The 25,035-nt window shown below is 43.7% G+C and carries 17 protein-coding genes and 1 pseudogene; 5 read left to right on the forward strand and 13 right to left on the reverse strand.

Annotation, left to right across the window (positions count from 1 at the left end; all coding sequences use genetic code 11):
* Window positions 1–336 precede the first annotated feature (336 nt).
* Window positions 337–1,005 carry a ribonuclease T2 family protein gene (locus tag V7K31_RS06800; RefSeq protein ID WP_335093345.1) on the reverse strand — a complete coding sequence of 223 codons (669 nt, stop codon included), beginning with the start codon at window positions 1,003–1,005 and terminating at the stop codon, window positions 337–339.
* Window positions 1,006–1,190: 185 nt separating this feature from the next.
* On the opposite strand from V7K31_RS06800, the gene V7K31_RS06805 reads away from it, so the two are divergent.
* Window positions 1,191–2,357 (forward strand): pyridoxal phosphate-dependent aminotransferase, encoded by a 1,167-nt coding sequence (locus V7K31_RS06805; RefSeq protein WP_335093346.1) that lies wholly within the window; start codon window positions 1,191–1,193, stop codon window positions 2,355–2,357.
* Window positions 2,358–2,514: 157 nt separating this feature from the next.
* Here V7K31_RS06805 and V7K31_RS06810 read toward each other — a convergent pair whose 3' ends face one another.
* Entirely contained in the window at window positions 2,515–3,702 is a 1,188-nt protein-coding gene (locus V7K31_RS06810; protein WP_335093347.1) for a glycosyltransferase, read from the reverse strand.
* 145 nt (window positions 3,703–3,847) lie between these two features.
* On the opposite strand from V7K31_RS06810, the gene V7K31_RS06815 reads away from it, so the two are divergent.
* The 4 genes from V7K31_RS06815 (at window position 3,848) to V7K31_RS06830 (ending at window position 10,485) form a co-directional block, all read left to right on the forward strand.
* Window positions 3,848–5,131, forward strand: coding sequence for a proton extrusion protein PcxA (locus tag V7K31_RS06815; RefSeq protein ID WP_335093349.1), 1,284 nt, complete (start codon window positions 3,848–3,850; stop codon window positions 5,129–5,131).
* Between the two features lie 642 nt (window positions 5,132–5,773).
* Window positions 5,774–6,850, forward strand: coding sequence for a serine/threonine-protein kinase (locus V7K31_RS06820; RefSeq protein ID WP_335093350.1), 1,077 nt, complete (start codon window positions 5,774–5,776; stop codon window positions 6,848–6,850).
* 446 nt (window positions 6,851–7,296) lie between these two features.
* A complete protein-coding gene (locus V7K31_RS06825; RefSeq protein ID WP_335093351.1) occupies window positions 7,297–9,375 on the forward strand; it encodes a serine/threonine-protein kinase in 2,079 nt (692 codons plus the stop codon).
* A gap of 237 nt (window positions 9,376–9,612) precedes the next feature.
* Window positions 9,613–10,485, forward strand: a complete 873-nt coding sequence (locus V7K31_RS06830) for a hypothetical protein (protein WP_335093352.1) — start codon at window positions 9,613–9,615, stop codon at window positions 10,483–10,485.
* Window positions 10,486–10,597: 112 nt separating this feature from the next.
* Here V7K31_RS06830 and V7K31_RS06835 read toward each other — a convergent pair whose 3' ends face one another.
* From V7K31_RS06835 to V7K31_RS06880, 11 genes and pseudogenes are all read right to left on the reverse strand, one after another.
* Window positions 10,598–11,830: a DUF1501 domain-containing protein gene (locus V7K31_RS06835; RefSeq protein WP_335093353.1), complete on the reverse strand. Its 1,233-nt coding sequence runs from the start codon at window positions 11,828–11,830 to the stop codon at window positions 10,598–10,600.
* Window positions 11,831–12,058: 228 nt separating this feature from the next.
* Window positions 12,059–13,612 carry a DUF1800 domain-containing protein gene (locus tag V7K31_RS06840; protein WP_335093354.1) on the reverse strand — a complete coding sequence of 518 codons (1,554 nt, stop codon included), beginning with the start codon at window positions 13,610–13,612 and terminating at the stop codon, window positions 12,059–12,061.
* A 4-nt stretch (window positions 13,613–13,616) separates the two neighbouring features.
* A complete protein-coding gene (locus tag V7K31_RS06845; protein ID WP_335093355.1) occupies window positions 13,617–14,099 on the reverse strand; it encodes a Spy/CpxP family protein refolding chaperone in 483 nt (160 codons plus the stop codon).
* A gap of 12 nt (window positions 14,100–14,111) precedes the next feature.
* Window positions 14,112–14,459: a hypothetical protein gene (locus V7K31_RS06850; protein WP_335093356.1), complete on the reverse strand. Its 348-nt coding sequence runs from the start codon at window positions 14,457–14,459 to the stop codon at window positions 14,112–14,114.
* On the reverse strand, window positions 14,456–15,052 hold the full coding sequence (locus V7K31_RS06855; protein WP_335093357.1) for a sigma-70 family RNA polymerase sigma factor: 597 nt from the start codon (window positions 15,050–15,052) through the stop codon (window positions 14,456–14,458). The genes V7K31_RS06850 and V7K31_RS06855 overlap by 4 nt, the downstream gene beginning before the upstream one ends.
* A gap of 439 nt (window positions 15,053–15,491) precedes the next feature.
* Window positions 15,492–15,560 (reverse strand): annotated as a pseudogene (locus V7K31_RS31815) (zinc ribbon domain-containing protein); the annotation flags it as partial.
* Between the two features lie 89 nt (window positions 15,561–15,649).
* Window positions 15,650–18,292 (reverse strand): chloride channel protein, encoded by a 2,643-nt coding sequence (locus tag V7K31_RS06860; protein ID WP_335093358.1) that lies wholly within the window; start codon window positions 18,290–18,292, stop codon window positions 15,650–15,652.
* Between the two features lie 294 nt (window positions 18,293–18,586).
* Entirely contained in the window at window positions 18,587–19,900 is a 1,314-nt protein-coding gene (locus tag V7K31_RS06865) for a TldD/PmbA family protein (RefSeq protein WP_335093360.1), read from the reverse strand.
* Between the two features lie 412 nt (window positions 19,901–20,312).
* The gene (locus tag V7K31_RS06870) at window positions 20,313–21,173 is read right to left on the reverse strand and encodes a Tab2/Atab2 family RNA-binding protein (RefSeq protein ID WP_335093361.1); all 861 of its coding nucleotides are present in this window, start codon (window positions 21,171–21,173) and stop codon (window positions 20,313–20,315) included.
* 554 nt (window positions 21,174–21,727) lie between these two features.
* On the reverse strand, window positions 21,728–23,116 hold the full coding sequence (locus tag V7K31_RS06875) for an ABC transporter ATP-binding protein (protein WP_335093362.1): 1,389 nt from the start codon (window positions 23,114–23,116) through the stop codon (window positions 21,728–21,730).
* A gap of 25 nt (window positions 23,117–23,141) precedes the next feature.
* A complete protein-coding gene (locus V7K31_RS06880; RefSeq protein WP_335093363.1) occupies window positions 23,142–24,875 on the reverse strand; it encodes an ABC transporter permease in 1,734 nt (577 codons plus the stop codon).
* Between the last annotated feature and the right edge of the window lie 160 nt (window positions 24,876–25,035).

Consider the following 25,035-nt stretch of genomic DNA (forward strand, 5'->3'; position numbering starts at 1 on the left):
TTAAAACTAAGAAAAAAACCTGGGATTATTGCAATTGTGCGAACTACTCAAAAAATTATGGTTATAAATATAACCTCTCCTTGAACAGATTCTCTGATTGCGTCTACTATCTCGAAATAAGAATGGGTTCTAATTACATTTGAAGATTAGGATAGATAAGTTAAGAAATAAATAAGTAATGGTAAAGAATAAATTAAGTAACTTCAAATCATACTTGTGGGGAGCAGGGGGAGCAGGGGAGGAAGAATTTTAGATTTTAGATTTTGGATTTTAGATTGAAATTTAATCCAAAATTTAAAATCCAAAATCCAAAATTGAATTGCCCCATGCCCATTGTTATCTAACGTTTCTCAGTAAGAAATCTGGCTGACCACAACTTTTTTGCGATCGCTTCAAAATCTCGGCGCTACAAATACCAGCTTCACCGTTTTTGGAATAACAAAAGAAGACTTCTTGCAAAAATCTTCCCGAACCAGAACAAAAAGGTGCTATGCCATCAGCAGTAATTTGATTATTAGCACTCACAAATGAATTTTCAAAATCTGTAATTGTGGTACGCAAGGGTTTATTGGGACGATTATAAGCTGCGGGAATAGCGATCGCATCTTTTAGTTTTTTACTGAATCCCAAGTATTCCGCAGGAGTTTTCCCCGAACAAGTACCATGTTTTTCCCATTCATGATCGTAAAGTTTATTACTAGGATACAAATTGGGAAACTGCTGCTTTACTTCCGACGGTAATTTTTGCGTGGAACAATTAGCAGGATAACCAGTTTGGTACTGCGGCCACAAACCATGTAGTACAAAACCAAGTTTCCTCCCAGAACCACACTGCTGCTGGTCATGGGTACCATTTGCTGCACAATAATCTGGCGACCAAGAGAGTGTCAGTACATAAAAATCAAATTTACCCGGAGTACCGCGATTTTGAGCAATGGCAGCATTAGGTATAAAAACACCAGTAATTAACAGAGAAGATGCAATGAAAAGTTTCTTGAAGTGCATATAGTTAGTTTTCCCTAAAATCAAAACACTACATAGACTATATTGTTAAGAGTCAAGGGTCAAGAGTCAGTAATTCTTCGTAATTATCCAGTTCCCAATCCCCAACGAATTCAGAAAAAGCAAATCTTGGTACGGATTCTGGGATATCCTTAGATAAGTGAAAGATTTGCCAAAATATAGTAAGAATGAAGCTGGCAGCAAGAGTAAGTCAGGTAACACCTTCATTAACCTTAGCGATCGCAGCCAAGGCTAAGGCACTGAAGGCAGAAGGAATAGATGTTTGTAGTTTTAGCACTGGAGAACCAGATTTTGATACTCCAGCGCATATTAAAGCCGCAGCAGTAAAGGCTTTGGATGAAGGCAAAACCAAATACGGTGCAGCAGCTGGAGAACCAAAGTTAAGGGAAGCGATCGCCCGTAAGCTTAAAATTGATAACGGTCTTGATTACAAGTCAGAGAATGTGATCGTCACCAATGGCGGTAAGCATTCTCTGTACAACTTGATAGTGGCGCTAATTGATCCAGGTGATGAGGTAATTATCCCTGCGCCCTACTGGTTAAGTTATCCCGAAATGGTGACTTTGGTCGGTGGAGTTTCGGTGATTGTCTCTACAGATGCAACGACGGGTTATAAAATTACTCCCGAACAACTCCGTAAAGCAATCACGCCGAAGACGAAGTTATTTATCCTCAACTCCCCATCTAATCCCACAGGGATGGTTTACACGCCAGATGAAATCAAAGCACTGGCGAAGGTAGTAGTTGATGCAGATATCTTTGTCGTCTCTGATGAGATTTACGAAAAGATTCTCTACGACGGTGCAGAACATATCAGCATCGGTTCTCTAGGCAAGGAAATTTTTGACCGCACTTTGATCAGTAATGGGTTTGCAAAGGCTTATTCGATGACTGGGTGGAGACTTGGTTATTTAGCCGGGCCAGTAGAAATCATTAAAGCAGCGAGTACCATCCAAGGGCATAGTACATCTAACGTGTGTACGTTTGCCCAATATGGTGCGATCGCGGCTTTGGAAAGTCATCAAGATTGTGTCGAAGAAATGCGTCAAGCCTTCGCCAAACGCCGACAAGTTATGTTAGACAGACTCAACGCCATTCCCGGATTGAGTACCGCAAAACCAGATGGCGCTTTTTATCTGTTCCCTGATATCAGCAAAACCGGTCTAAAATCCCTAGAATTTTGTGACGCTTTCTTGGAAAAACATCAAGTTGCAGTCATTCCCGGAATTGCTTTTGGCGCTGATGACAACATTCGCCTTTCCTACGCCACAGATATGGCGACGATTGAAAAGGGAATGGATAGATTGGAGAAATTTGTCAAGTCGCGTATTTAGTTAGTTGTCATTTGTCATTTGTGAGAAGAATTTACTAACTCTCCAACTTCTTAACTCCACCTTTTCCACTGAGAACGGGTGGAGTTTATATTAATACTAATATCTTAATGTCATTTGTCATTTGTTATTCTCTCTCATGCCCAATGCCCTCTTACATCTACATCAATTCCATCTCTCGCAACCCTTGGCGTAGTCTCTTCGCCTCTTCGGGATTATACCTTTCATGAATAGCGATCGCTTTTCTAAAAGCTGTTAAACTATCTTGATGATTGCCAACTTTCAGCAATACTACCCCTAAATTTTGATACGCTTCGGCATAGTTGGGATTTAACGCGATCGCATTTTGATAAGATGCGATCGCATCTGTAAATAAACCCAAAGCCTTAAATGTCATCGCCAAATTATAATGTCCAACAACAAAGTTAGGGTCAATTTTCAAAGTTGTGGCATAAGCCGTTTTCGCACCGTTGAAATCTCCTGCTGCTTTGAGTAAGTTACCCAAGTTGTTGTATGCTCCTAATTTGAGCATGGGGTAAATTGGCAATTTGATAGCAGCTTGATAGTGAGAAATAGCCTGTGGGGATTTTTGCAACCGACTGTAAGCAATGCCTAAATGATAGTGGAGTTCATATAAAATATCGTAGTTTTCTTCAGCAACAGTGATTCCATGTCTGAGCAACTCCATACCTTGGGAAATTTTGCCAGTTTCCACATACAATGCCCCTAATTTACTGCAAACATAGGGGTCATCAGGATGAGTCGCAAGAAACCCTGACATCGCCGTAGCTGCTTTGGCATATTTATTATTTTGAGCGATCGCACTTTTTTGATATCCTGTGTGTAAAAGTGCTACCCCTGGTAAATAACCTACTTGCCAATGGGGTTCTTTGGTTAAAATTGCTGACACACTATCATCGACTAAGGCATGGTAAGGACGGTCAAAGTGGATATCTGGATGATTGCGGAATAGCCTGGAAACCAGAGAATAGGGAGATTGTTCTGCACCAACTTCCTGGCGGACGAGGTTGATGAGTAGGTATTCATCTCTAGCGATCGCTTCTCGCAACTGCGGTACAATTGCTGGTGTCAGAGTTTCATCAGCATCTAATACCAAAATCCAATCACCAGTGACATATTTTAGAGCAGCATTCCGGGCAGCACTGAAGTCATTAGACCATTTAAAATGATAGACTTTTGCACCGAGTTGTTGGGCAATATTGGGAGTGCGATCGATTGAGCCTGTATCCAAGACTACCATTTCATCCACTACTTTTCTGACACTGTTCAGGCATTTAGGCAGTGTTGCTGCTTCGTTTTTCACAATCATGCACAGACTGAGTTTCATAATTGACAGATCATTTACATACATTATTTATAGTAGTGAAATAAATTAATTTCTCAGAGTTAATTTTCTGTTACAAAAATCTGAGACACAACTTTTTTCATGTTTGTATAACTATAATACACATTATATAAAGAGTCATATCTATATGAAAGATTCATTCGCCAAAACAGCAAATTTACTTCGCCGAAATCTCAAAGAATATTTGCGATCGCTTAACCATTGGTTTTTAAATACACCAGAAAGGGCACTCTTAGAAGCTCAACAAGCAGCTCAAAGAATTAGAAACATTGAGAGAGAATATTTTGATAACAAAAAAATATCTTTAAAATCAGTAAATTATACTGAAAACGTCATGTCTTACTGGCAAGTATATCTTGATAAAAATTTAACTATTATCAAGATCAGACTTGCAGAATTCCAGCTTAGTCGGGGACTTGTCAATATCTCTAATTCTGTTTTATTAGAAAAGTTGAAGGTTATTGATGAAGTTGTAGAGAAGTACGCTATCAAAGAGAAACTAATTAACAACAGCCCATTAGCATCAACTTCTCAAGCCATACAAATTAACCGGAGCGAAATTAACAAACAGCCAGACTCATCTAATATTAATGATATTCAAGCAACACCTCCATCCCAAAAGACTGGAGCTTTTCCAAGGTCTATAGTCAAAACAGTTAATAGAATTAAAGCAGATTTTACCCCGGATGCAGAAGAAGAATTTATGAGAAATTACCGAATTTCTCAAAATAGGACAAGAATTGCTCTGAGATTTTTAATAACTCTAATAATTGTACCCATTTTAGCTCATAATTTATCTAAATATTTTTTAGTTATTCCTATATTAGAAAGGATTAGAGGAGATAATACAACTCAAATTTTCATCAATTCTGATATGGAAAAAGAAGCTCTCCATGAATTACATAATTTTGAGCAAGGATTAAAATTTGAATATTTACTTAAGCAAGCACCTCCACTTGATTCAGAGATAATCAAAGGAAAAATTAAAGACAAAGCAATGGAAATAGCTGAGGGATTTCACACTAAAAGTAGTAGCGATATTAGCAATGTCTTTGCAGATTTAATCTCACTATTTTCTTTTGGTATAATCATCGCTCTCAGCAAAAGGGAAATTGTGATTCTCAAGTCTTTTATGGATACCATTGTCTATGGTCTTAGCGATAGTGCTAAGGCTTTTTTAATTATTCTGTTTACAGATATATTTGTAGGATTTCACTCACCAGATGGCTGGGAAGTCCTTCTTGAAGGATTAGCAGAACATTTAGGTTTGCCAGCCAGTAGAAATGTCATGTTTTTCTTTATTGCGACATTTCCTGTGATTTTAAACACTATCTTTAAATACTGGATATTCCGCTATCTCAGTCGTTTATCTCCATCGGCATTGGCTACATTAAAAGAGATGGATGAGTAATTCGTAATTACCAGGCTCTGCCTCTAGTCAAAATTGAGTCGGAGCCTCAATGAATGCATTCCCAGGCGGAGTCCATTGGTGACAACTTAAAGCGATGTCTACGACGGTCTACGCCTACGCCAAAATGTCAACTGGGGTATGGAGATAAGTCCAAAGGATCTCGCAATCGAGATTTGGGTTGATATTTAACAATTCCCAAATCTCGATTTTTATGAGAAGTAAGATAAGTAATAAGGTCGTGGTCAAGTTCTCGATTAGAGGCATGATTAAAATCATAAAATGAGCGAAACAACATCTCAATCGAAATATTTTCAGCTTCTATCTCTAATTCGTTAGCAAGGGTTTTATATCATGTCCGCTTGATTAGTTATTAAACCCGAAGAACCCCAAAGAGCCAAAGCTGCGTTTTGTCTCCCCTAAGAGCCGGCTCTTAGGGGATTAAGGGGAGCCAGTGCTCCACTTGGGTTTCCCCAAGTGGAGCATCTGGCGTTTAATCTTTCTTGTCAATGCGTAAATTCTACATAAATTTATTTTTACTTTTTGAAAGATTTTAATGATTTGGCAAAGATTCAGTAATCTTACTGTTGCCAATGAATATTTGTCGTAGAATTAGAGGCATTGCAGAGCATATATCCTATACCAATGCATCGCTTTTCTCAAAAAATTACAAATTCTCAAGAGAGCATTTTACAGCAAACTCAACTTGGCCAGATGTCTGGTTCCAAGGAGCTATTTCGCGATCGCTATGAAATATTGCAAATTTTGGGTCGAGGTGGTTTTGGGATCACGTTTTTAGCCAAAAATGCCATATTACCTGGGAATCCCCTGTGTGTGATTAAACAGCTTTGCCCGAAAGTGACTAATCCTCAAAGTTGGCAAAGGGCGTGTATGCGCTTTGAAAAAGAAGCAAGAACCTTGGGTAAACTCGGTAGTCATTCGCAAATTCCCATGCTATTAGACTACTTTCAATCGAATGGGGAGTTTTTTTTAATTCAAGAATACGTGCCGGGTTTGACTTTGGCACGAGAAGTGAGGCAAACTGGGATCAAAAGTGAAGCCTCAGTTAAACAATTTTTACAAGAATTATTACCTGTATTACAGTATATTCATAAACATCAAGTGATTCATCGGGATATTAAGCCCCAGAATTTATTGCGGTGTGAGTATGACGGGCGGGTAGTGCTGATTGATTTTGGGGCGGTTAAAGAGCAATTAATTGATGTTTGTGAAAACTCAATCAATCAAGCTGCAAACACCAATTTTATTGGAACTAGGGGATTTGCACCACCAGAACAGTTTTCTCTACGTCCAGTTTATGCCAGTGATATTTATGCACTGGGTGTAACTTGTATTTATATGTTGACTGCGAAAAGTCCTTTAGAATTTGAGTATGACGCGAATACTGGTGAGATATGCTGGCAAAAAGAGGTAAAGATTAGCTACAGTTTCGCCCAGATTTTAGGAAAAATGGTGAAAGTTGCGTTAAATGATCGGTTTAAGACTGCCGATGAAGTAATGAAAGCTTTAGGTAATCTAAGCTATGTGCCTACTTTGGCTGACTGTCTAACTACCCAAAAATTAAATAATAAAAGTATTACACAACACGAAAATTCTCACGAAAATTCTCACGAAAATCCTCACGAAAATCCTGATGTATACGTGTCACCTGCCGCCAGAACTGCTAGTGCTATTCGGAAATGGAGAGGAAGGCTAAAATAAACGAGGTCGTAGAGTTAAGTTGAAGCCTGATTGAGCTTAAGTATCAAATTAACAATTAATCATGGATGATTTAAAATATAAAAAACAAATCTAGTAAGCATTTTTACTACATTTTCTAGTCAGTAATGGTTGATTTAAAAGGCTTTATCTTTAATACTTAGTCAATGGTCGCTGGCCAAGATACAAGCAAAATTACTAGGGCTGGCAGATCAAAAAAAATTTCTATTCAGATTATTATATAATCGATAGAATAATTAATCCTATGGCTCTCGTAGTTTTCCACAGATGAGGAAGACTGACTACTATTTACAAACGCTAACTATATTAAGTAATTCCCCAATCCCCAGAACAGGGTTTTCTACCACAAGTAAGCGAGAGCTAATTTTTTCAGGGAAAGTTCGGGGCAAACTTAGCCGAAGTTGTCATGCAGTCGCGCCTGTCAGATCATGATCTGCTGCTTAAATCCCGATTGCTCAAATCCCCTGAATCCCAATGGAAAGAAGTTTTGCCAAAGTTGTAACACCCCATTGGTGTCACTTTTAAGAAATCGCTTCCGTGTCATCCGAGTCCTTTCAGATGAGGGGGGATTTGGCAGAACCTATCTATCAGAAGATGTAGATAAACTCAATGAACGCTGTGTTATCAAGCAATTGGCTCCAAAATTCCAAGGAACTTGGTCACAAAAAAAGGCGATGGAGTTGTTTGCTGAAGAAGCGCAGCGACTACAAGACCTTGGGGAACATCCCCAAATTCCGACTTTGCTAGCTTATTTTGAGCAAGAGGGCTGCTTGTATTTAGTGCAGCAGTTTATCAATGGAGAAAATTTGTTAAAGGAGTTGCAACAGCGCAAAGCGTATAACGCTAGGGAAATTCAATCTATTTTGCTAGATTTACTACCCATCCTGAAATTTATCCACGATCGCAAAGTGATTCATCGGGATATCAAGCCAGAAAATATTATCCGTCATAAAAGTGATGGGCGATTAAGCCTGATTGATTTTGGCTCCTCAAAGCAATTCACCGCCAAAGTTCAGCAGAAATCTGGCACATCCATTGGTTCACATGGTTATTCCCCCTTAGAACAAATTAGAGATGGTAAAGCTTTCCCCGCCAGTGACTTGTTCGGTTTGGGGGCTACCTGCTTTCATCTGCTAACCGGAAATTCCCCCTTTCAGTTGTGGATGGAATCTGGCTACGCCTGGGTGAGTAATTGGCGGGAATATTTGCGGAGTCCATTAAATCCTGAGTTGGATTTTGTGATCGACAAACTTTTGAAAAAAGACATCCAACAACGTTACCAGTCAGCCGATGAAGTTCTCAGAGACTTGACTCCAAAACAACTTCTGGCACTGCCACCAGCTGGTAAGTCATCTGGGAAAATACCACCAACTAAAGCCCCAGATTTACCAAAAAGTTATCCTTTACTGAGAATTTTAATCTTAATAAGTGCTTTCATTCTGTTGTTCGGATTCCAAGAATCTTGGTATAAACATTTTCGTCAGATTCAGACGAGTTTGTTCTCTAGGCTGAGTCAGCATAATAGCCTTGGCAAAGATCAGGCGCTTTTAGGTGAACCGCCAAAGATTACTTTGGGCGAGGTTTCCTTAGTTAACACCCTCCAAGGTCATGAAAGCTCAGTTTTATCTGTCGCCATCAGCCCTGATGGGAAAACCATTGCCAGCAGTGGCGGCGATGTCTCCGACGGGCTACGCCTACGCACAATCAAACTTTGGAATCTCGCAACCGGAAAACAAATCTCTTCACTCAACGGGCATTCTCAGCAGGTGAATGTTGTGGCGATCAGCCCAGATGGGAAAACTTTGGTTAGTGGTAGTGATGACAACACGATCAAAATCTGGAATCTGGCAACCCGAAAGCTAATTCGCACTTTGTCAGGGCATTCTGACTCAGTTCATGCCCTAGCCATCAGTGCTGATAGCGAGACTCTGGTGAGTGGTAGTGATGACAACACCATTAAAATCTGGGATTTAGCAACAGGAGAGCAAATTCGCACACTGCTAGGGCATACATTCTGGGTGCGATCGCTAGCTCTCAGCCCCGATGGTGTGATTCTTGCCAGTGGCAGTTTTGACAAGACGATCAAAATCTGGAATCTGACAAAGGGATACTCAATCCGTACACTGGAGGGAAATTCTCAAACAGTAACAGCTGTAGCTATTAGCCCAGATGGTAAAACTTTAGCCAGTGCTAGCCGCGATGTCTACGACGGGCGACGCCTGGGCACCATCAAACTTTGGAATCTAGTTACCGGAAAAGAAATTCGCACACTGGCGGGACACGCCAACACTGTCACATCCGTAGCCTTCAGTGCCGATGGTAAAATGATTGCTAGTGGTAGCCGCGATCGCACCATCAAACTCTGGAATTCAGCCACAGGAGAAGAAATTCTCACATTAAAGGGACACACCAACACTGTGACATCCGTCACCTTCAGTCCTGATGGCAAAACCCTTGTCAGTGGTAGTGAGGACAATACTATTAAGATTTGGCGGTTGTCTCGGTGAAATCGGCAGTTAGAAACATAACATTTACCGGAATTAATGGGTCTTTTGCCCCGCCTTTCTAAGGCGGCTTTTGATTAATTATTTGATTAATATTATTTTATCTCTCAGAGATTTTGTTTGATGAAACGATGGCTTGCTTTGATTACGAGTGCATTTTTATGCTTCTATTTGATAATTTTCATAAATGAAGCTCAATCGGCTTTCACACATTTAGATAATAGTTGTAGTTTGCGAGTGATGAAAAAGGGTGAAGGATGTTTCAGCTACCAGGTGAAATCTGCAAATTTCGAGATTCCTATTTACTACTATTTACCTGACAAATTATACGCAAAGACGGAAGTGTTATTTGCTATGCACGGCGAAAAACGCAATGCTCAAGATTATCGCAATGACTGGAGAAATATCTATAACTCCAACAGTAGTGTGCAAGCAAATTTTATCTTACTTGTTCCTCAGTTTGAGCAAAAGTGGTTTCCCAAAGCTACAGGTTATAATCTTGGCAAAATGTTTACAGAAGATTTGAAGATTCTAAATCCTCGAAATCAATGGGCATTTACTGAAATTGAAAATATTTTTGCATTCGTTAAAAGAACCACAAAAGTCAACGCCAAAAAATACTATCTCTATGGTCACTCTGCTGGCGCACAGTTTGTACATCGAATGGTGATCTTTATGCGCTATACACATATCCAAAAGGCTGTAGCTGCTGAGGCAGGTTCGTACACAATACCCGATGAGCATAAGGAATATCCCTGCGGTTTAAAGAAACTAATTGGAGAGCCATTGACATCTGTGGATTTGAAAACAACATTTACAACACCAATGACAATAATTCTCGGCACAAAAGATAACAAAGCTTTATCTCCTGAGCATGATTCTTATGGTTGCGATACACAACAGGGTTCTAATCGTTTAGCTCGCGGGGAATATTTCTACAATCATGTTAAAAGTATTGCTCATAATATCAAATCAGATTTTAACTGGACTCTCAAAGAAGTTACTGCTACTCACATTGTTGCAAATACGAACCCCCCGATTGAAGATCCGATGTTAGTGTCCTGTGCTGCTTTGGAGTTTTTTCCAAAATTAACCGAGGTGAATTGTAAATAGTTCTCAAAAAAAAGGTACTTCTTAACAATAATTATTATTTCCTGACCCCTCTGAGAGTCAGAAAATAAGATGTTACAAGGACAGGTAAATTATTGTTTTGCCGAATAATTACTTACTTAACAATTAATGCTACTTTTTGAGTAGAGGTGTAATTTGGCAACACTTGATTCAATTTTGCTTCATTGAGATGTAGATGATTTTCTAACACGGCAGAGATAACATCCCGAAAATCAGTAGTAATAGCCAAGTCCCTACCTTGGTAAAGTTGGGCTGTAGATAGACCAGGCCATTCACCGTAAACTTTACCACCGCGAATTTTACCGCCCAAAATCCACATGACATTCCCATGACCGTGGTCAGTACCACCATTATCATTTTGCTTGACTGTACGGCCAAACTCAGACATCACGACAATCGTCGTATTCTGGTAAACGTTTCCCAAACCGTTGACCAAAGTTGCCAAACCTGAACCCAATTTTTTTAAGTTCCGAGCTAACTGTCCTTGAGTGCTACCTTGATTTACATGGGTATCCCAACCCCCCAAAGCCATAAACCCTAACTCAATTCTGGGGTCTTTGACCATTAGTTGCCCCAATCGTTGGGCATCGCTGGCGAAGCCATCAGGTAAAGGCGCACCATTATTCGCCATTTTCATTTCACTATCCAGGTCATTCAGGATGGCCTGATGCGCTATCCGTCCTTGGCGATAGGTTTGACTTAGGGCATCATCACCGCCATAAAGTTGGTCAAATGCTGCTGCTAATTGAGGACGATCTATTGGCAGAGGTCTGCTAGCATTTCTCCCTGATGCGATGTTAGCTACAGACATCCGACCAGAAAAAATCCAGGGTGTTGTTTCTCCAACACTTACTGCTTGGATGGGTGTTTTTTGAGAAATTACCCCTAGTAAACGATTCATCCAACCATCCTGAGTATGTTTGTCACCAGGAGTAGCGTTTTCCATATATTCTTGAGCATCAAAGTGAGAGCGAGTTGGATCGGGGGAACCACAAGCATGAACAAATGCTAGACTACTCTGCTGCCAGAAGGGCATCAGAGTCGCTAATGCTGGATGCAACCCAAAGCGCCCATCTAAATCTAAGACTCCCCCTTCCTTCCCTGGTTGGGGAATAGCAATTTGCGGTCGGGCTTGATAGTAAGCTGTTTCTGAGTAAGGAACTACGACGTTTAAACCGTCTACCGCCCCCCGGAGGAAGATTACAATCAAGCGCTGGCGATCGCTGTTAGGAATAGCCGATCTAGCTACCCAAGCATTGCTACCGATGGCTGTGATTGCCGCAGCTGAAAAAATTCCACTTTGGATGAGAAAATTACGTCTTTTCATCTTTAAAACTACTTAATTATGACTGTTTTAAATTCGGTAGAATACAAGTTGTGGGAGCGCCGATTTGGGCGATGAAAGGGCATATTACATCAGGGGGAAACTGTTAGTGAGGTACAAATTCCCCACCCCCAACCCCCTAAGAGCAAGGGAGGAGGCGACTATGATCTAATATGATTAGGAAAATAAAACGCTATATATGAGTTATGAGTTGAGTTTTATTACTGACAACTAACGACGCATAAATTCTGGACTGCCCAAGATTAAAGCACTACGGATTTGAGAGTCACTAGAAGCGATCGCCATCTGGGTCTTCATTGAAAAAGAATTGCCCAATGTATTGGTTAGTTGCAAAGCATCTACAGGAATCCTGGGAGACTTTTGTGCAGGTATTTGCTCAGTGCCGATTTTCTCCTGTCCCAGTGTCCTGTTACCCTGTTCCATATTTGTGGGGATGCTTGATAAGGGTAAATTTCCATTGGCGATCGCACTCGCAAAGCTGAGGCGGCGATTCATCGCATCAGGATTTAACCACACATCTGCTGTGTTTTTGTAACCGTCTGGAGTTTGACAACTGTATAGAGGCATTGCCAACTGTTGCAGCAGGTTGGAGATTGGTCTTGTGTTATTCACTTCGATGCCTGTGGCTCGCACCGCAGAAATAGCGTATTGATAGGGTGTTTTAAATTTGGCATTAAAGTTTTTTGCATCCCAGAATTCCCGGCTGTGGAATAGGGTGTTGAGAACCTCACGAATATTGCCATCAGTGGTAAGATAACGTTGTGTGAGATTGTTTACCAGAGAAGTGGGAGGGCGATCGCTGACAAAATATTGAGCTATCTGATAGCTGATATGACGTGCAGTCGCCGGACTGTGAGCCAAAATATCTAGAGCTTCCTCCCCTTCGGTTTCACCACCGCTTTTAATTGTGTGTCCCAGGAAAACTTTGTCGCTAAAATCATGGCGCTTTGGGTTAAAGTAAAATCCGAAATTATTATCTGTCTGCTGACCGGGACGACTGAAACCCCAACCACTCAAAATCCGCGCCAGAGCAATCACATCTTGCTGAGTATAACCTCCATCCACGCCAAGAGTGTGTAGCTCCATCAGTTCGCGGGCATAGTTCTCATTCAAACCTCGAATATTACCCTGAGCATCGGGGCGGCTGTCAGCCCGATTTTGGAAGTTGTCCAGATAATACTGCATGGCTGGATGATGAGCTGTTGCCCCTAATAGGTCACGAAAGCGACCCAAAGCGTAAGGTCGAATCGCCTGTTGTTCATAAGCTCCTACCCAGAGGCGATCGCGTCCTTTAGCAGCATCTACATTAAAATGGTTATACCAAAAGTCCACCATCACTTCCTGGAGTTGTCGCCTACTGCTAGTTGCCTCTAATAATCGTGCCTGGACTGCCTGATCTAGCACCTTTTTAGCCCACTTGTTGGCAGCTTTTTTTTCCAACTGGCTAGGTTTTTGTCCTGGGAGATGAGTTGTGCCATATTCTAAGAGTTCCACCGGCTTCAAGCGGAGAGTATCTAGCTGCTTTAGTTGGCTGGTCAAACTTTGTGGTTCAGGAATCGATTCGGGTGAGAGTTGCTCTTGAATGTATCGCTCTACACCCATAGATTCCACTCTTTGCACATCTCCAGGGCGAGGACCAAAGCTAAGGCGATTAATTATATGTAATACTTTTGGCTCAACAGTTATGGAGGCTGCATGACTGGGGTTAATTCCTCCCAGTAAGATAAACAGCAACAACACCCAATATTTAGGCTTGACAGTCATAGAGTTAATTGTGTTGTGCTGCGGGTGGAGGATTTGGGCGAAGATTTTTCTTATACATGCGATCGGCAAATTTCTGCCGTTGCTCTGGGTTCAAGATTTCCCGAATCGCAAGCGTATTTTCAAACTGGACATCAGCAAGTTGCTGCTTTACAAGCTTGATTTGGTTATATTTATCACGCACTTGCTCTTTAGTAGCTGCCCCGGCTATCAGGTCATATAATTCCTGTTGCCCTTGACGTATCACAAGTGATTTTTGGGCTATCTGCGGTTTGGATTGATTACGAATTTGCTTAATCTGTTGCAGTTGCTCGGATGTCAAATTCAAATCCTGGAGCCATCCGCCTGATTTCCCACCATTTGGATGAGGTACACTTGTGGGGGTTTGGGCAATGACTTGGCGTGAAAGTAAAGTTGGCTTGGCCAGAGCAATAGTGCTACTAAGGGCAAGCATCGTCACCGCCAAAATGGAAACACGACGTATTAACATCAAAGCGATCTCCTATTCAGTATCTAAATCTGTAAAATGCCATACATCACTTTCCAGATGTTCACTACTGGCTGTAGCTTGCCAATTGCTTTCAATAAAAGTTTCCAATCTGGCAAGTTCAGCCGGACTCGGTTGAGCAGGTATCAAGGCACGGTAGCTAACTATCGCAGCTACTAATCCAGCTGCAAGAGCAGGCAGAACTAACCTCAGCCTTGAATAGTGGCGTAAGGGTGCTTGAGGCGAAGTTTTCACCTGTTGTAAAATTTGTTGTTCCAAATCAGGCGAGGCTGGTGGAACTTCTGGACAATGTTGGCATAGAAAATTAATTAGGTCAGAATCATCATTGGGGAGCTGAGTCATAGCTGTACTCCTTGGTTTTGGAGAAATTGACGCATGGCAGCACGAGCATGGAATAGGCGTGACTTGACTGTTCCCAGAGGAATGTCCAGGATTTGTGCTACATCTTTTTGAGGTACTTCTTCCAAATCATGCAAAACCAATATCGTGCGATGGTCAAAACTTAGGTTTGCCAGTCCCCGTTGCACAAGGTCTTGATAATGCAGATTCATTAACTCTGGGGCTTCCTGTTGGGTAGGAGTTTTTTCACTCAGAATCTGTAATTGAGTTCGCCTTTTAACATCTGCCTGTCGCTGGTCATAAGCCAGGTTCCAAGCGATTCGGTACAGCCAGGTGGAAAATTTTGCTGTTTGGCGAAACTTGGGCAATCCTTTCCAGGCTTGCAGAAACACTTCCTGCACTACATCGTCGAGTGAGGCTGGAGTGCATAGTTTGTAAAGGATTGACCTCACTCTTTGCTGATGGCGTCGGTAAAGCTGACCGTAGCTTTGGGTATCACCCCGCAGGCACTGCTGTACTAGATAACTATCAGATTCGCTTTCTGATTCACCAATCAATTGATTTGCTTTATTAACCTTGGCTGGCACAACTAACACCTGAGGCGTTCTCCTCTATCCGTTTCGTTGCTTGTATTTATTAGACCGAATGAATGGGAAAAAGGTTCAATGGGTTATAAGTTAGGGCATAGGCAACACCTTTTCAAAGTAACTACGGCTCTCAGTACGTAGCAATTTATTAGTACCTAATTTTACTAAGCTTAGATAAGTATTTTAGAGCAGTCAAAACGTGTACTTTCTGACTATATATATGAAGTGCCATCCAGATCCACGCCACACAACGAGCAATTAAGAATACGACCAGTATTTTTTGAAAGCCGTCTGCCCTAATTAAACCTTTTGTGGTACTAGCGCTCACCTGCAAGGTTATGAAGTTGTCGTCTACAAGGGATTAAAGTGCGAACTCAATCCTTATGGATTACCCTGTAGAAGCCAGTCATGCCCCGATTGCTCGGTTTCGACTGAACGAATCGCACTTTATAGCCGCATTCAAATCCCGACACAAACTGATACGACAGATAGGACAGTTGTGCATTCTTTGAGATAGTGCGTATTCCAGCAACCTCACTGATACAGAATGGGAAATTTTTGAACCCTTATTGCAAGATATCTTGAGGCTTCAGCCCGGTGCGGATGTCAAGAATTATTAATTGCACCCCTAACCAAAATCACTGTACTTTCTACACCAGAGGCGATCGCTTCGGGAATATTACCTTGAATCGCTTGCTGCAACAATCCCTCACGTGAAGCTCCCAAAACTACAACATCGTAACCTTCGGTTTTCACTAGGTTAATCACACCTTCAGCGACTGAATTAGCTTGAACTGGGAGAGCAACTACAGTACTGGACAATTTCCGACGCCGCATCAAATGGCGGATGGCTTGTTCTGAAATTGTCATATCTGGCTTTAATTCTGATGGCTTAAACACCTGTGCAAGGCGAATTTGGGGATGATTTCCTAATGTCAGTAAAGCTGGGAGCAATTTAATCGCCAGCCGCGAATTGGGGCCACCAGCCATTGGGACTAGCCAGCGATTGAAGGAGTTATGAGTTGTGAGTGTTGATTGTCCAGTTGTGCCTAATTTTACTAACACTACTTCGCAGCTGGCTTGACGAATTATGGTGTCTACAACGTCGCCAAAAATCCGACCAGGGGTAGATGTGCCACCTTTCCATCCCATCAAGATGAGGTCGATGTGTTCTTCGTTGATTGTCTCCAAAATTGCCTGAGCGACATCGTGGGTAACTCGAATCTGCGTATGCAGAGGAATTTGCCATTTTTTTGCTAAGACTTCCGCCTGTCGTAGCAAGCGGCGACTTTTTGCCGTTCTTACCTCTGTTTCCGATGGGGAACTGTGGCGGGGTATCAGCATCACTTGGATGCAATCTATTTCATAATGGCGATCACGGGCAATAGCTGCTGCCATTTCTAATAAAATCCCGGCTGTTTCGGGATTAGCTACTGGCACTAATAATCTACCTCTGCCGATGCTGGGCGATCGCGTTTGGTAAACTATATATGAAGGATCTGGTCGCAGTCTTGGGGTGTCATTTTCACCATTGAGATGGTCTGCTTCCGCCCGAATAATATCTCCACGAGTAATAATCCCAATCAGTTTTCGTCCATCTAGCACTGGTAAGCGACTGATTTGGTAGCGATCCAGCAAATACAGCACATTGCTCAGGTTGTGGATGGGTGTTACGCTCACCGGAGCGGCAGTCATAATGTCTCGTAAGGGAGTATCGTTTGCTAAATTGCGATCGCGGATATTTAGTAAATCTGATTGTGTCACAATCCCTACAAGCTTGCTGTTCTCTACCACAGGAAAGCCCCGATGGTGGGAACGGGCGAATGCTTGGATGACTTCATCTAAAGGCATCTCTGTATCCAGAGTTTCTACTTGTTGCTGCATGACATCTCTGGCTGTCAAATTTGTCATTATCCCCCCCGCAGGTGGTGCTTTTTCGATAGTTATGCCATTGAACTCCAAAAGTTTGTCATATAGTGATCCTGGCGCTAACTTTTCGGCGACTAGATAGGAGGTTACAGAGCCAATCATTAAGGGCAGTACTAAGTTGAAATCTGTAGTCATTTCAAACACAATTACTATCCCCGTCATTGGCACTCTGGCCACGGCAGTAAAAAATGCCCCCATTCCTGCCAAGGCGTAGGTCATTGGTAATCCAGCCGCTATCCCGAAAGGAAGCAGCAGACTGTGTTCTCCCATACCCACCAAGTAGCCAAGGGCAGCCCCAAGGGTCAAAGCAGGGGCAAATAATCCTCCGGGCACACCAGATCCATAGGCGACCAGGGTTAGGATAAACTGGGATAAAAAGGCGATCGCGGCCATTGACCAGCTAGCCTCACCTGTAATTAAAATTTCTCGCAGTCCCGTGTTATCTCGAAACGCTAGCGGTAGGAATGCCACAATTACCCCAGACACTAACCCAGCTAGTGCCACACGAGCAGGTAATCCAAAACGCACAGAGCTGCGGTAAACAGTTAAGCTGGCAATAATCCCGCGATTGAACAGCGCTCCCATCAACCCAGCTACAATCCCCAACACCAAATAGAAAGGAATATCTTGAACAAAAAACTCTGTCTTGGAAGCAGTTAATGCTAGATTCAGATCCAGGCTGCGACCACCCAATAAGCGCGAGACGACAGCACCGATAAAAGAAGCCAGAATCGCAGTGCCGAGAGTAAATTCCGAGAAATCCTGTAACAGTTCTTCGACGACAAACAACACACCTGCAATCGGCGTATTGAAAGCAGCCGCTAACCCTGCTCCTGCACCAGCAGCAATCAACTGGCGACGGTGGTCTGGTGAAGTCGGAAACCACCGACTGAGTTGAGCTGCTAAAGCTGCGCTCACCTGAACTGTTGGACCTTCCCGCCCTAAAGATAGCCCAGAACCTAGTGCCAGAATACCACCGACTAACTTGACTAGGGCAACCCGCAAATCTAGAGCAATTGGGATGCGGGCTAACACTGCTTTAACTTGAGGAATACCGCTCCCGGAAGCTTCTGGGGCTACGCGCTCAACCAGCCATCCGGCGAGAAATCCCAAGGCGAGTCCGATACCTGGTAGCACGAACCAAGCTGGTAGCAACAGCGATGTCTGCACTCGCCAGGCGCCTAGCAATCCCACCCCCGATTTAAGTAAGACTGCTGCAAGTGCTGAAACCAAACCAATCAAACAAGCTTCAAAAATTGCTAACCGACGCCGTGGTTGTAGCTGTTGCCGAATGCGCTGGAAGATAGGTGTATACCACATGATGTCAAATTTCTTGTGTTATTCGGAGATTATTTACCGAAGAAGAATAAAGGCGCCAGTCGCCAGAATTCAGCATGGAGTCTGTGTGACTGGATGGAGAATCAAGGTTTAGAGCAAGCGATTTGAATCGTAAAGAAGAAAAAATTTTTCCGTGACTGTTACCCCTGACTTGACTGTTTGGGGTATTCTGTCTTCTGAATTCTGTCTTCTGACTCCTTCTGATTAAACTTTCAACGAATCAAAGGCAACATTTGCTACTTGCAAAACCCGTTACTGGCGATGAATTTAGAATTTTTAATTGCTTCTCCCCGTGGTGGATAGCCCTTCGACTATCAGAGATGGAGTATAACAAGAACCATTCCAATCAGCGTCGTTGCCCAGTGTCACCAATTGCTTGAGGGCTGTATAGACATTACCTGCAACCATCGTATCCTTAACGCGCCCAATTACGTGACCATTTTGCACACGGTAGCCTAAATCAACGTTGATCGAAAAATCTCCAGAAATACTGCCGTCACCCCCCAGCATTTGATCCACAATCAAGCCATCATCTAGTTGTTGAATCAAATCTGGTAGTGATGCCGAACCGGGCTGGATGAGAAAATTAAATAAACCAGGGGTGGGATAGCTGCCTAAACCAGGGCGAAAACCATTTCCAGTGGTGTCAGTACCGAGTTGGCGGACAGTGGTGCGATCGCCATAGAAATGCTGTAAAATCCCATTTTCGATAAATACTAAAGATTGAGTCGGAGTGCCTTCATCATCAAAAGGACAACTGTAAGGACCCGCTTCCGGGTCTTGGTAGATAGTAAGGCTGGGTGCAACTACTGCCTTACCCAAGCATTCTGCCCAAGGGGAAGCTATTTCTAAAACTCGCTTGCCATTCAAAGCTGCTTGTACAGTACTCCAAAGCATATCGGCGGCTTTTGAAGTGAACAAAACCGGGACGCGACCAGTCGGAGGTGAGACATTTTCTCTAGCCCAAATTAACCTCTGTAAAATTTGATTAGCTAATCTCTCCGGGTGGAGTTCACCACGCTGAGTTTGTCCATCAGCAACATTCAAAAAATCATCGCCACGCACCCATTCTGCTGATATATAGCAGCTGAGGGTAGTATCGGTGTAGTGACAATCTAAACCTTTGGTATTGACTAGTCTAGTGGTTTCAACATCACATTCCCAGTCACCATTGCAAACAACATCTGGATAGGCATCACGGATGAGTGCGATCGCTTCTTTGCCCCAATCTACTAAAACCTCTATCGGCACACTTTCCCCTAAATCTGAGTAGGAGGGCTGAAAGTTAGAGCCTAATTCTACTGTTTCTGGATGATTAAGTTGACTCAGTGCCAGAGCTTTTTCCACCATTACTTCGGCGAGGACAGAACCGTAAGCCACCATGAGTCCCGGTTGCCCATTTCGCCAAAGCCGTAGTGCTGTGCCTTCAGATTGGTTGGTTTCTAGCTGTTTGAGTCGGTTTGCCTCAAAAAACACTGGACGAGAAAGCGATCGCGACTGATACACCTCAGCAGCTTCTGCTCCAGATTTGATAGCTAGTTCCAGCAGCTGTTCGGCTAGTGTATCTTGTGACAAATTTTCAGAACCCATGACCCTTAGTGAATTGTGGATTTTGAACCGCATATCAACGGACGTTAGAGAAAGTGCGATCGCCAAAAGCCGACGATCAGACTTTCCGCTAATAAACGCAGATAACTATCCAAAAATCATCAGCGTTTCTTTACAGTTAACGTGAGTTCGATGAACCTCTCCCTCCCAACCTCCCTTTCCGTTTCGGAGAGGGAGGAGCAATGAAAAATTAGGCTTTTGGCTCCCCTTTCCGCGTTGGAGAGGGGGCTGGGGGAGAGGTCAAAAAAGATTTCTCGAACTCACGTTACAGTTACGATTTGAAACCGCAGATCACACTGATGGACGCAGTTAATTATCCCAAATCATTGTCATGTCTTAACGGATCTAGTCATTTAGTCATTTGTCATTCTCCCCCAATGCCCCATGCCCATTTTCAAAGATTAACCTCTTGCAACAGCCAAAAACCAGCAAAAGATTCTGCTTTGGGATCAGACTGTACACCGATAAAATGCACTCCGTTAGCTTTTTGCTTGGCTTCTTCAAAACCTTTGGCTTCTGCTAAGATTTGAGGTTTTTTGATATTTGCCACAATCCAGCTTTCAGTTACACCAGTTTCTAAAAGCAATCTTGCCTCTTCGCTGGTGTCAAATCTTAAGAAAGCTAACTCCAAACCAGACATCCAGCCTGCCAAAGGCAACGCTCTCGGTGAGAAAATCAAAATACCAGGAATACGGGCTTCGGGTGAAACTTTCGCCAACTCTAGGGGGAAAGCTTCACCAAAACCAATTTCCCACTCTGGCATTTCTGCCAAATCCGCAGCATCTAAGGTAACAAATACCCACTGCTGTCCTTCTAAAGCATCTGGTAAACGTTGCGGCAAAGGTTTCTCCAAGCGGACTGAGGGATTAGTCCCCCCTTGATACCCTTCTTCTTGAGGATACACTTCTTTCATGCGCTGTTCTAACCATTGGTTGAGAACCAAAGTGCGGCGACTAGGCTGGGCAGGAATGCTCAAGTCTTGGCAAGCTTTAGTAATCATGTTGTTCATCTGGCGGCGGAAAAAGCGGATTTTAATTGGTGCTTTTCCAGCTTGGTTAATAGCCTCCTCCAACGCTGTCCGCAACCAGCCAGAATTTACCTGGGTACTGGGACAATATTGAGCATAACGAAACAAAGAATCTGCTTTTGTGCTGATATCCAAAGGACTTTCGCAGACTAAGACTTCCCAAATTTTTTTCTGATTAGCGTCCAAAATCGGACGCGAGTAAAAATCGATTTCCCAAATACTGCCCATGTTTTGCGGTAAAAATCTGGCTGTTATGTTTTCCTGATATTTTGATCATACGAGTGTTGGGGCAGCATTTGGCATTGGGCATTAGGCATTGGGAATTGGGCATTGGGCATTGGGCATTGGGATGAATGAGTCTTTGAGAATTAGTAGGTTGGGTTGAGCGTAAGCGTTACCCAACGAAGTGTTGATAATGTTGGGTTTCGTTCCTCAACCCAACCTACGCCAGTGTTAGTTTTTAGCCTTAGCTGAACTGTATTGGCCTAGAACCAGCTTTTAGATTGTCTCGTTAAGAGTCTCCGACTGGGAATGCCGTTCTAGAGGCTCCGCCTCCCTTGCTGGCGGCAGAGCCGCAACGATCAGCATTTCCAGCCTTCTTGCTAGAAACGAGGTTTTAAAAAACTTTTAGCTTAAGTTGACACGTATGAGCAATGTTGCCTACGACAGATGTGGTTCAAATACATTGAATTATACTGTAATGAGCCTCTGAGGTGGATTAATGAGTCTCTGAGGTGGATGAATTAGTCTTTGGGCTTAATACTTCAAGTTCTAACTCTCCCTCATCCCTCAATCGATTCAGATTCATGAGTTTGGGCTGCTGCTGGCTCTGGCAGGTACAGTCTATCTTCACTAGCATCATACTCAAACAGTTCGGCATAACGCCCCCAATCTACGGACGTGGCAAATTGCCGCTCGGCTTCTTCATGAGGATAGTATTCCTCAAGTAAATCGATAAAGAAATCCGCACGCATTGACCGATTCCGTTTTTCACGCAATGTCTGCACCATGCTAACTACGACTGGCACATTTGACAGCACCTGCTGCCGAAATAAGTCTTTACTGCGAAGAATGGTTGTGGTTGCGAAATCTTGCCCTATATCGGTCAGCTTGACATCTCCCTGTGCAACTTCCGCAAACCCCAGCATTACGGTTGCATCAAGCATCGGTAGCAAATCATCGACCGATAGTTGGATTCGTTCTGCTAGCCGAGGAATATCATCCTTACCTTCTGGTTGATCCACAATTAGCTCCAGTAGACCGCTAATACCACCGATTCTGACGTGGGGCAGGGGTTTTGCATAGGGCGATTGTTGGATTGTGCCAGGCGATCGCAGTGCTTCTATAGGTGATGTAGGTGCTGCAATAGCCCCAGTTACTTCAACTTCTGGGTTAGTCATCACCGTGTAGATATAGTCTATCAGCGATTTGAAGCGGATACTGGTACGGTCATGAGGTCGTGGCATATCAATCACAACCTCACCGCGAATATGCCCCGGATTTGATCCCAAGATAATTACCCGATCTGCCAGAAACAGCGCTTCTTCAATGTTGTGAGTGACAATCAAAATGCTTTTAGAGGGAAAGGTGCCAGCATTCCATAAATCATCAATTTCACCCCGCAGGTTCTCAGCTGTCAACACATCTAGGGCGCTAAATGGCTCATCCATAAATAGTACTTGCGGCTCCAGCACAAATGCCCTGGCAAAGCCAACTCGCTGCCTCATCCCCCCAGACAACTCTTTAGGATAAGCACTCTCAAAACCATCTAAGCCCACCAAGTCAATGGCTTTAAGCGCTCGTTGTCGTCGCTCATCTCGCCCGACGCCCTGCGCGTCTAGCCCTAACTCGACGTTTTCTTGTACTGTCAGCCAGGGCAGCAGTGCAAAGCTTTGAAATACCATTGCTACACCAGGGTTAGCACCTTGCAGATGTTTCCCATTGCTGATCACCTCTCCTTCACTTGGGGGAATCAAGCCTGCCATAATCCGCAGTAAGGTACTTTTGCCACTGCCACTGCGCCCCAGCAACGCTAGTACTTCACCCGCAGCTACTGTCAGGTTAATGTTGCGGAGAACGTTAAACTCACCTTTGCCCTCTGGGCGCGGAAAACTCTTATTGACCTGTTCAACAGCGATTAGTACATTATTAATAACTTGCGTAGATGTCATGCTTCCGCCTCTAGTGAACGATGGTTTAAAGATGGTATTTGGTTTCTGCTAGTTCATAGAGTCGTCGCCAAAACACTCTGTTCAGCCCAACGACAAATAGGCTCATCATTCCAATCCCCAGTGTAATGCGAGGCCAGTCACCTGTTGCTGTTGCCTGAGCAATATATGCTCCCAACCCGTTGGCAGTTAGGGTGGTTTGCCCCCAAGCGACAACCTCTGAGACAATGCTGGCGTTCCATGCCCCACCGGTAGCCGTGACACCACCTGTTACCCAAGCGGAGAAGATGCCGGGAATGATCAACTTGCGCCACAGCCGCCAACCACGTAAACCAAGGCTGGTTGCCATCTCGCGTAGATCCGTTGGGATGCTCATCGCTCCAGCAATGGAGTTGAAGAGGATGTACCACTGGGCGCCCAGTGACATCAACAGAATACTACCCCAATCAATGCTGATATGGGAACGGATGAAGAACAGTGTAGCGAAGGGAAAGATAAAGTTTGCTGGAAAGGAGGCCAGGAATTGCACCACGGGCTGCAACAAAGTTGCTAGTCGGGGATTAAACCCAATTGCCACTCCCACAGGTGTCCAAACTAGAGTTGCAAATACCAGCAATACCAGTACACGTAACAGAGTGAGTAATGCCAGCCCAAAGGTCTTGACGACTTCACCCAGTCCCACCGTTGTGAAAATGAAGTGCAACCCGACAACCAACAGCCCACCAATTATAGCCAGCAGCATCAAGTTGTAAAGGCGATCGCCTATTTCCTGCCGACTAGTCTCCACAGCCCGGTGAGTCTGCGGTGGCGTTAGCAATGACAGAATGCGGTTGATAGCTTCAGCCAAAGGAGCTAGCGCCCGCCCCAATAGATAAGGAATTCGGGCTGCTTTGAGCAGATCGTAAACCCAGGATTCAGGTGCTTGGGTTGCTGCACTCTGTTCTAAGCGGAACTTATCCGCCCAGGCGATTAACGGCCGCCAGAACAGTTGATTTACCAGCACAATCACCACAGCGATCATCAATAGCGCCCAACCCAAAGCAGGTAAATTCTCCGCTACAACTGCGGCTGCTACGTAGGAGCCAATCCCCGGTAGTGTGTATTGCTGCTTCAGTACACTGATCGCTTCACTCGCAGCCACAAAAAACCAGCCACCCCCAAAACTCATCATTGCATTCCAAAGCAGTCCAATCATCGCTGTAGGCAATTCCAGTTTGGTGAACCGTTGCCATCCCGACAACCGATAGAGCGTTACGGCCTCATCCAGTTCCGGTGGCAGTGTTCTCAGTGAGTGGTAGAACGAAAAGGTCATATTCCAGACCTGACTGGTGAAAATTGCAAAAATCGATGCTGCCTCTAGTCCTAATAGGCTTCCAGGAAACAGGGCAATAAAACCTGTAACTGTGATGGACAAAAAACCTAGTACCGGAACCGACTGCAAAATATCGAGTAATGGAATCAGAACTCGTTCAGCGCGGCGGCTTTTGGCAGCAATGTAGCCATAAATTAAGGTGAACAGCGTTGAATAAAACAGGGCAATAAACATTCGCAGGGTTGAGCGCCCAGCATAATACGGTAAATTACGCGGGTCGAGGCTGATACCTGGCACTACATCGGGTGGTACAAAGCTCACCAACGTTCCAGCACCAACACGCGCAATTAGCGCCAGCAGAACCAATGTGCCAAGAATCAGGGCAATATCAGCTAGGCCAAAAGGGAACCGTCGGAGTGCTTCAGGGGAAGGAAAAGTTTGCTTCAGCATTTAAGGATAATTACGGGGCTGGCATACCTTTTTGAGCTAATAATCAGACATTACTACCCTTGATGCACAAGGACAAATAATCTAGTCTATGGTCAGAATACCATCATAAAATCCTTCAAAGTGATATCCTCCCATGCCAACTCTTAGAGAGGCAACGCCT

It is taken from the genome of Nostoc sp., assembly GCF_036917675.1.
Lineage (GTDB): Bacteria > Cyanobacteriota > Cyanobacteriia > Cyanobacteriales > Nostocaceae > Nostoc.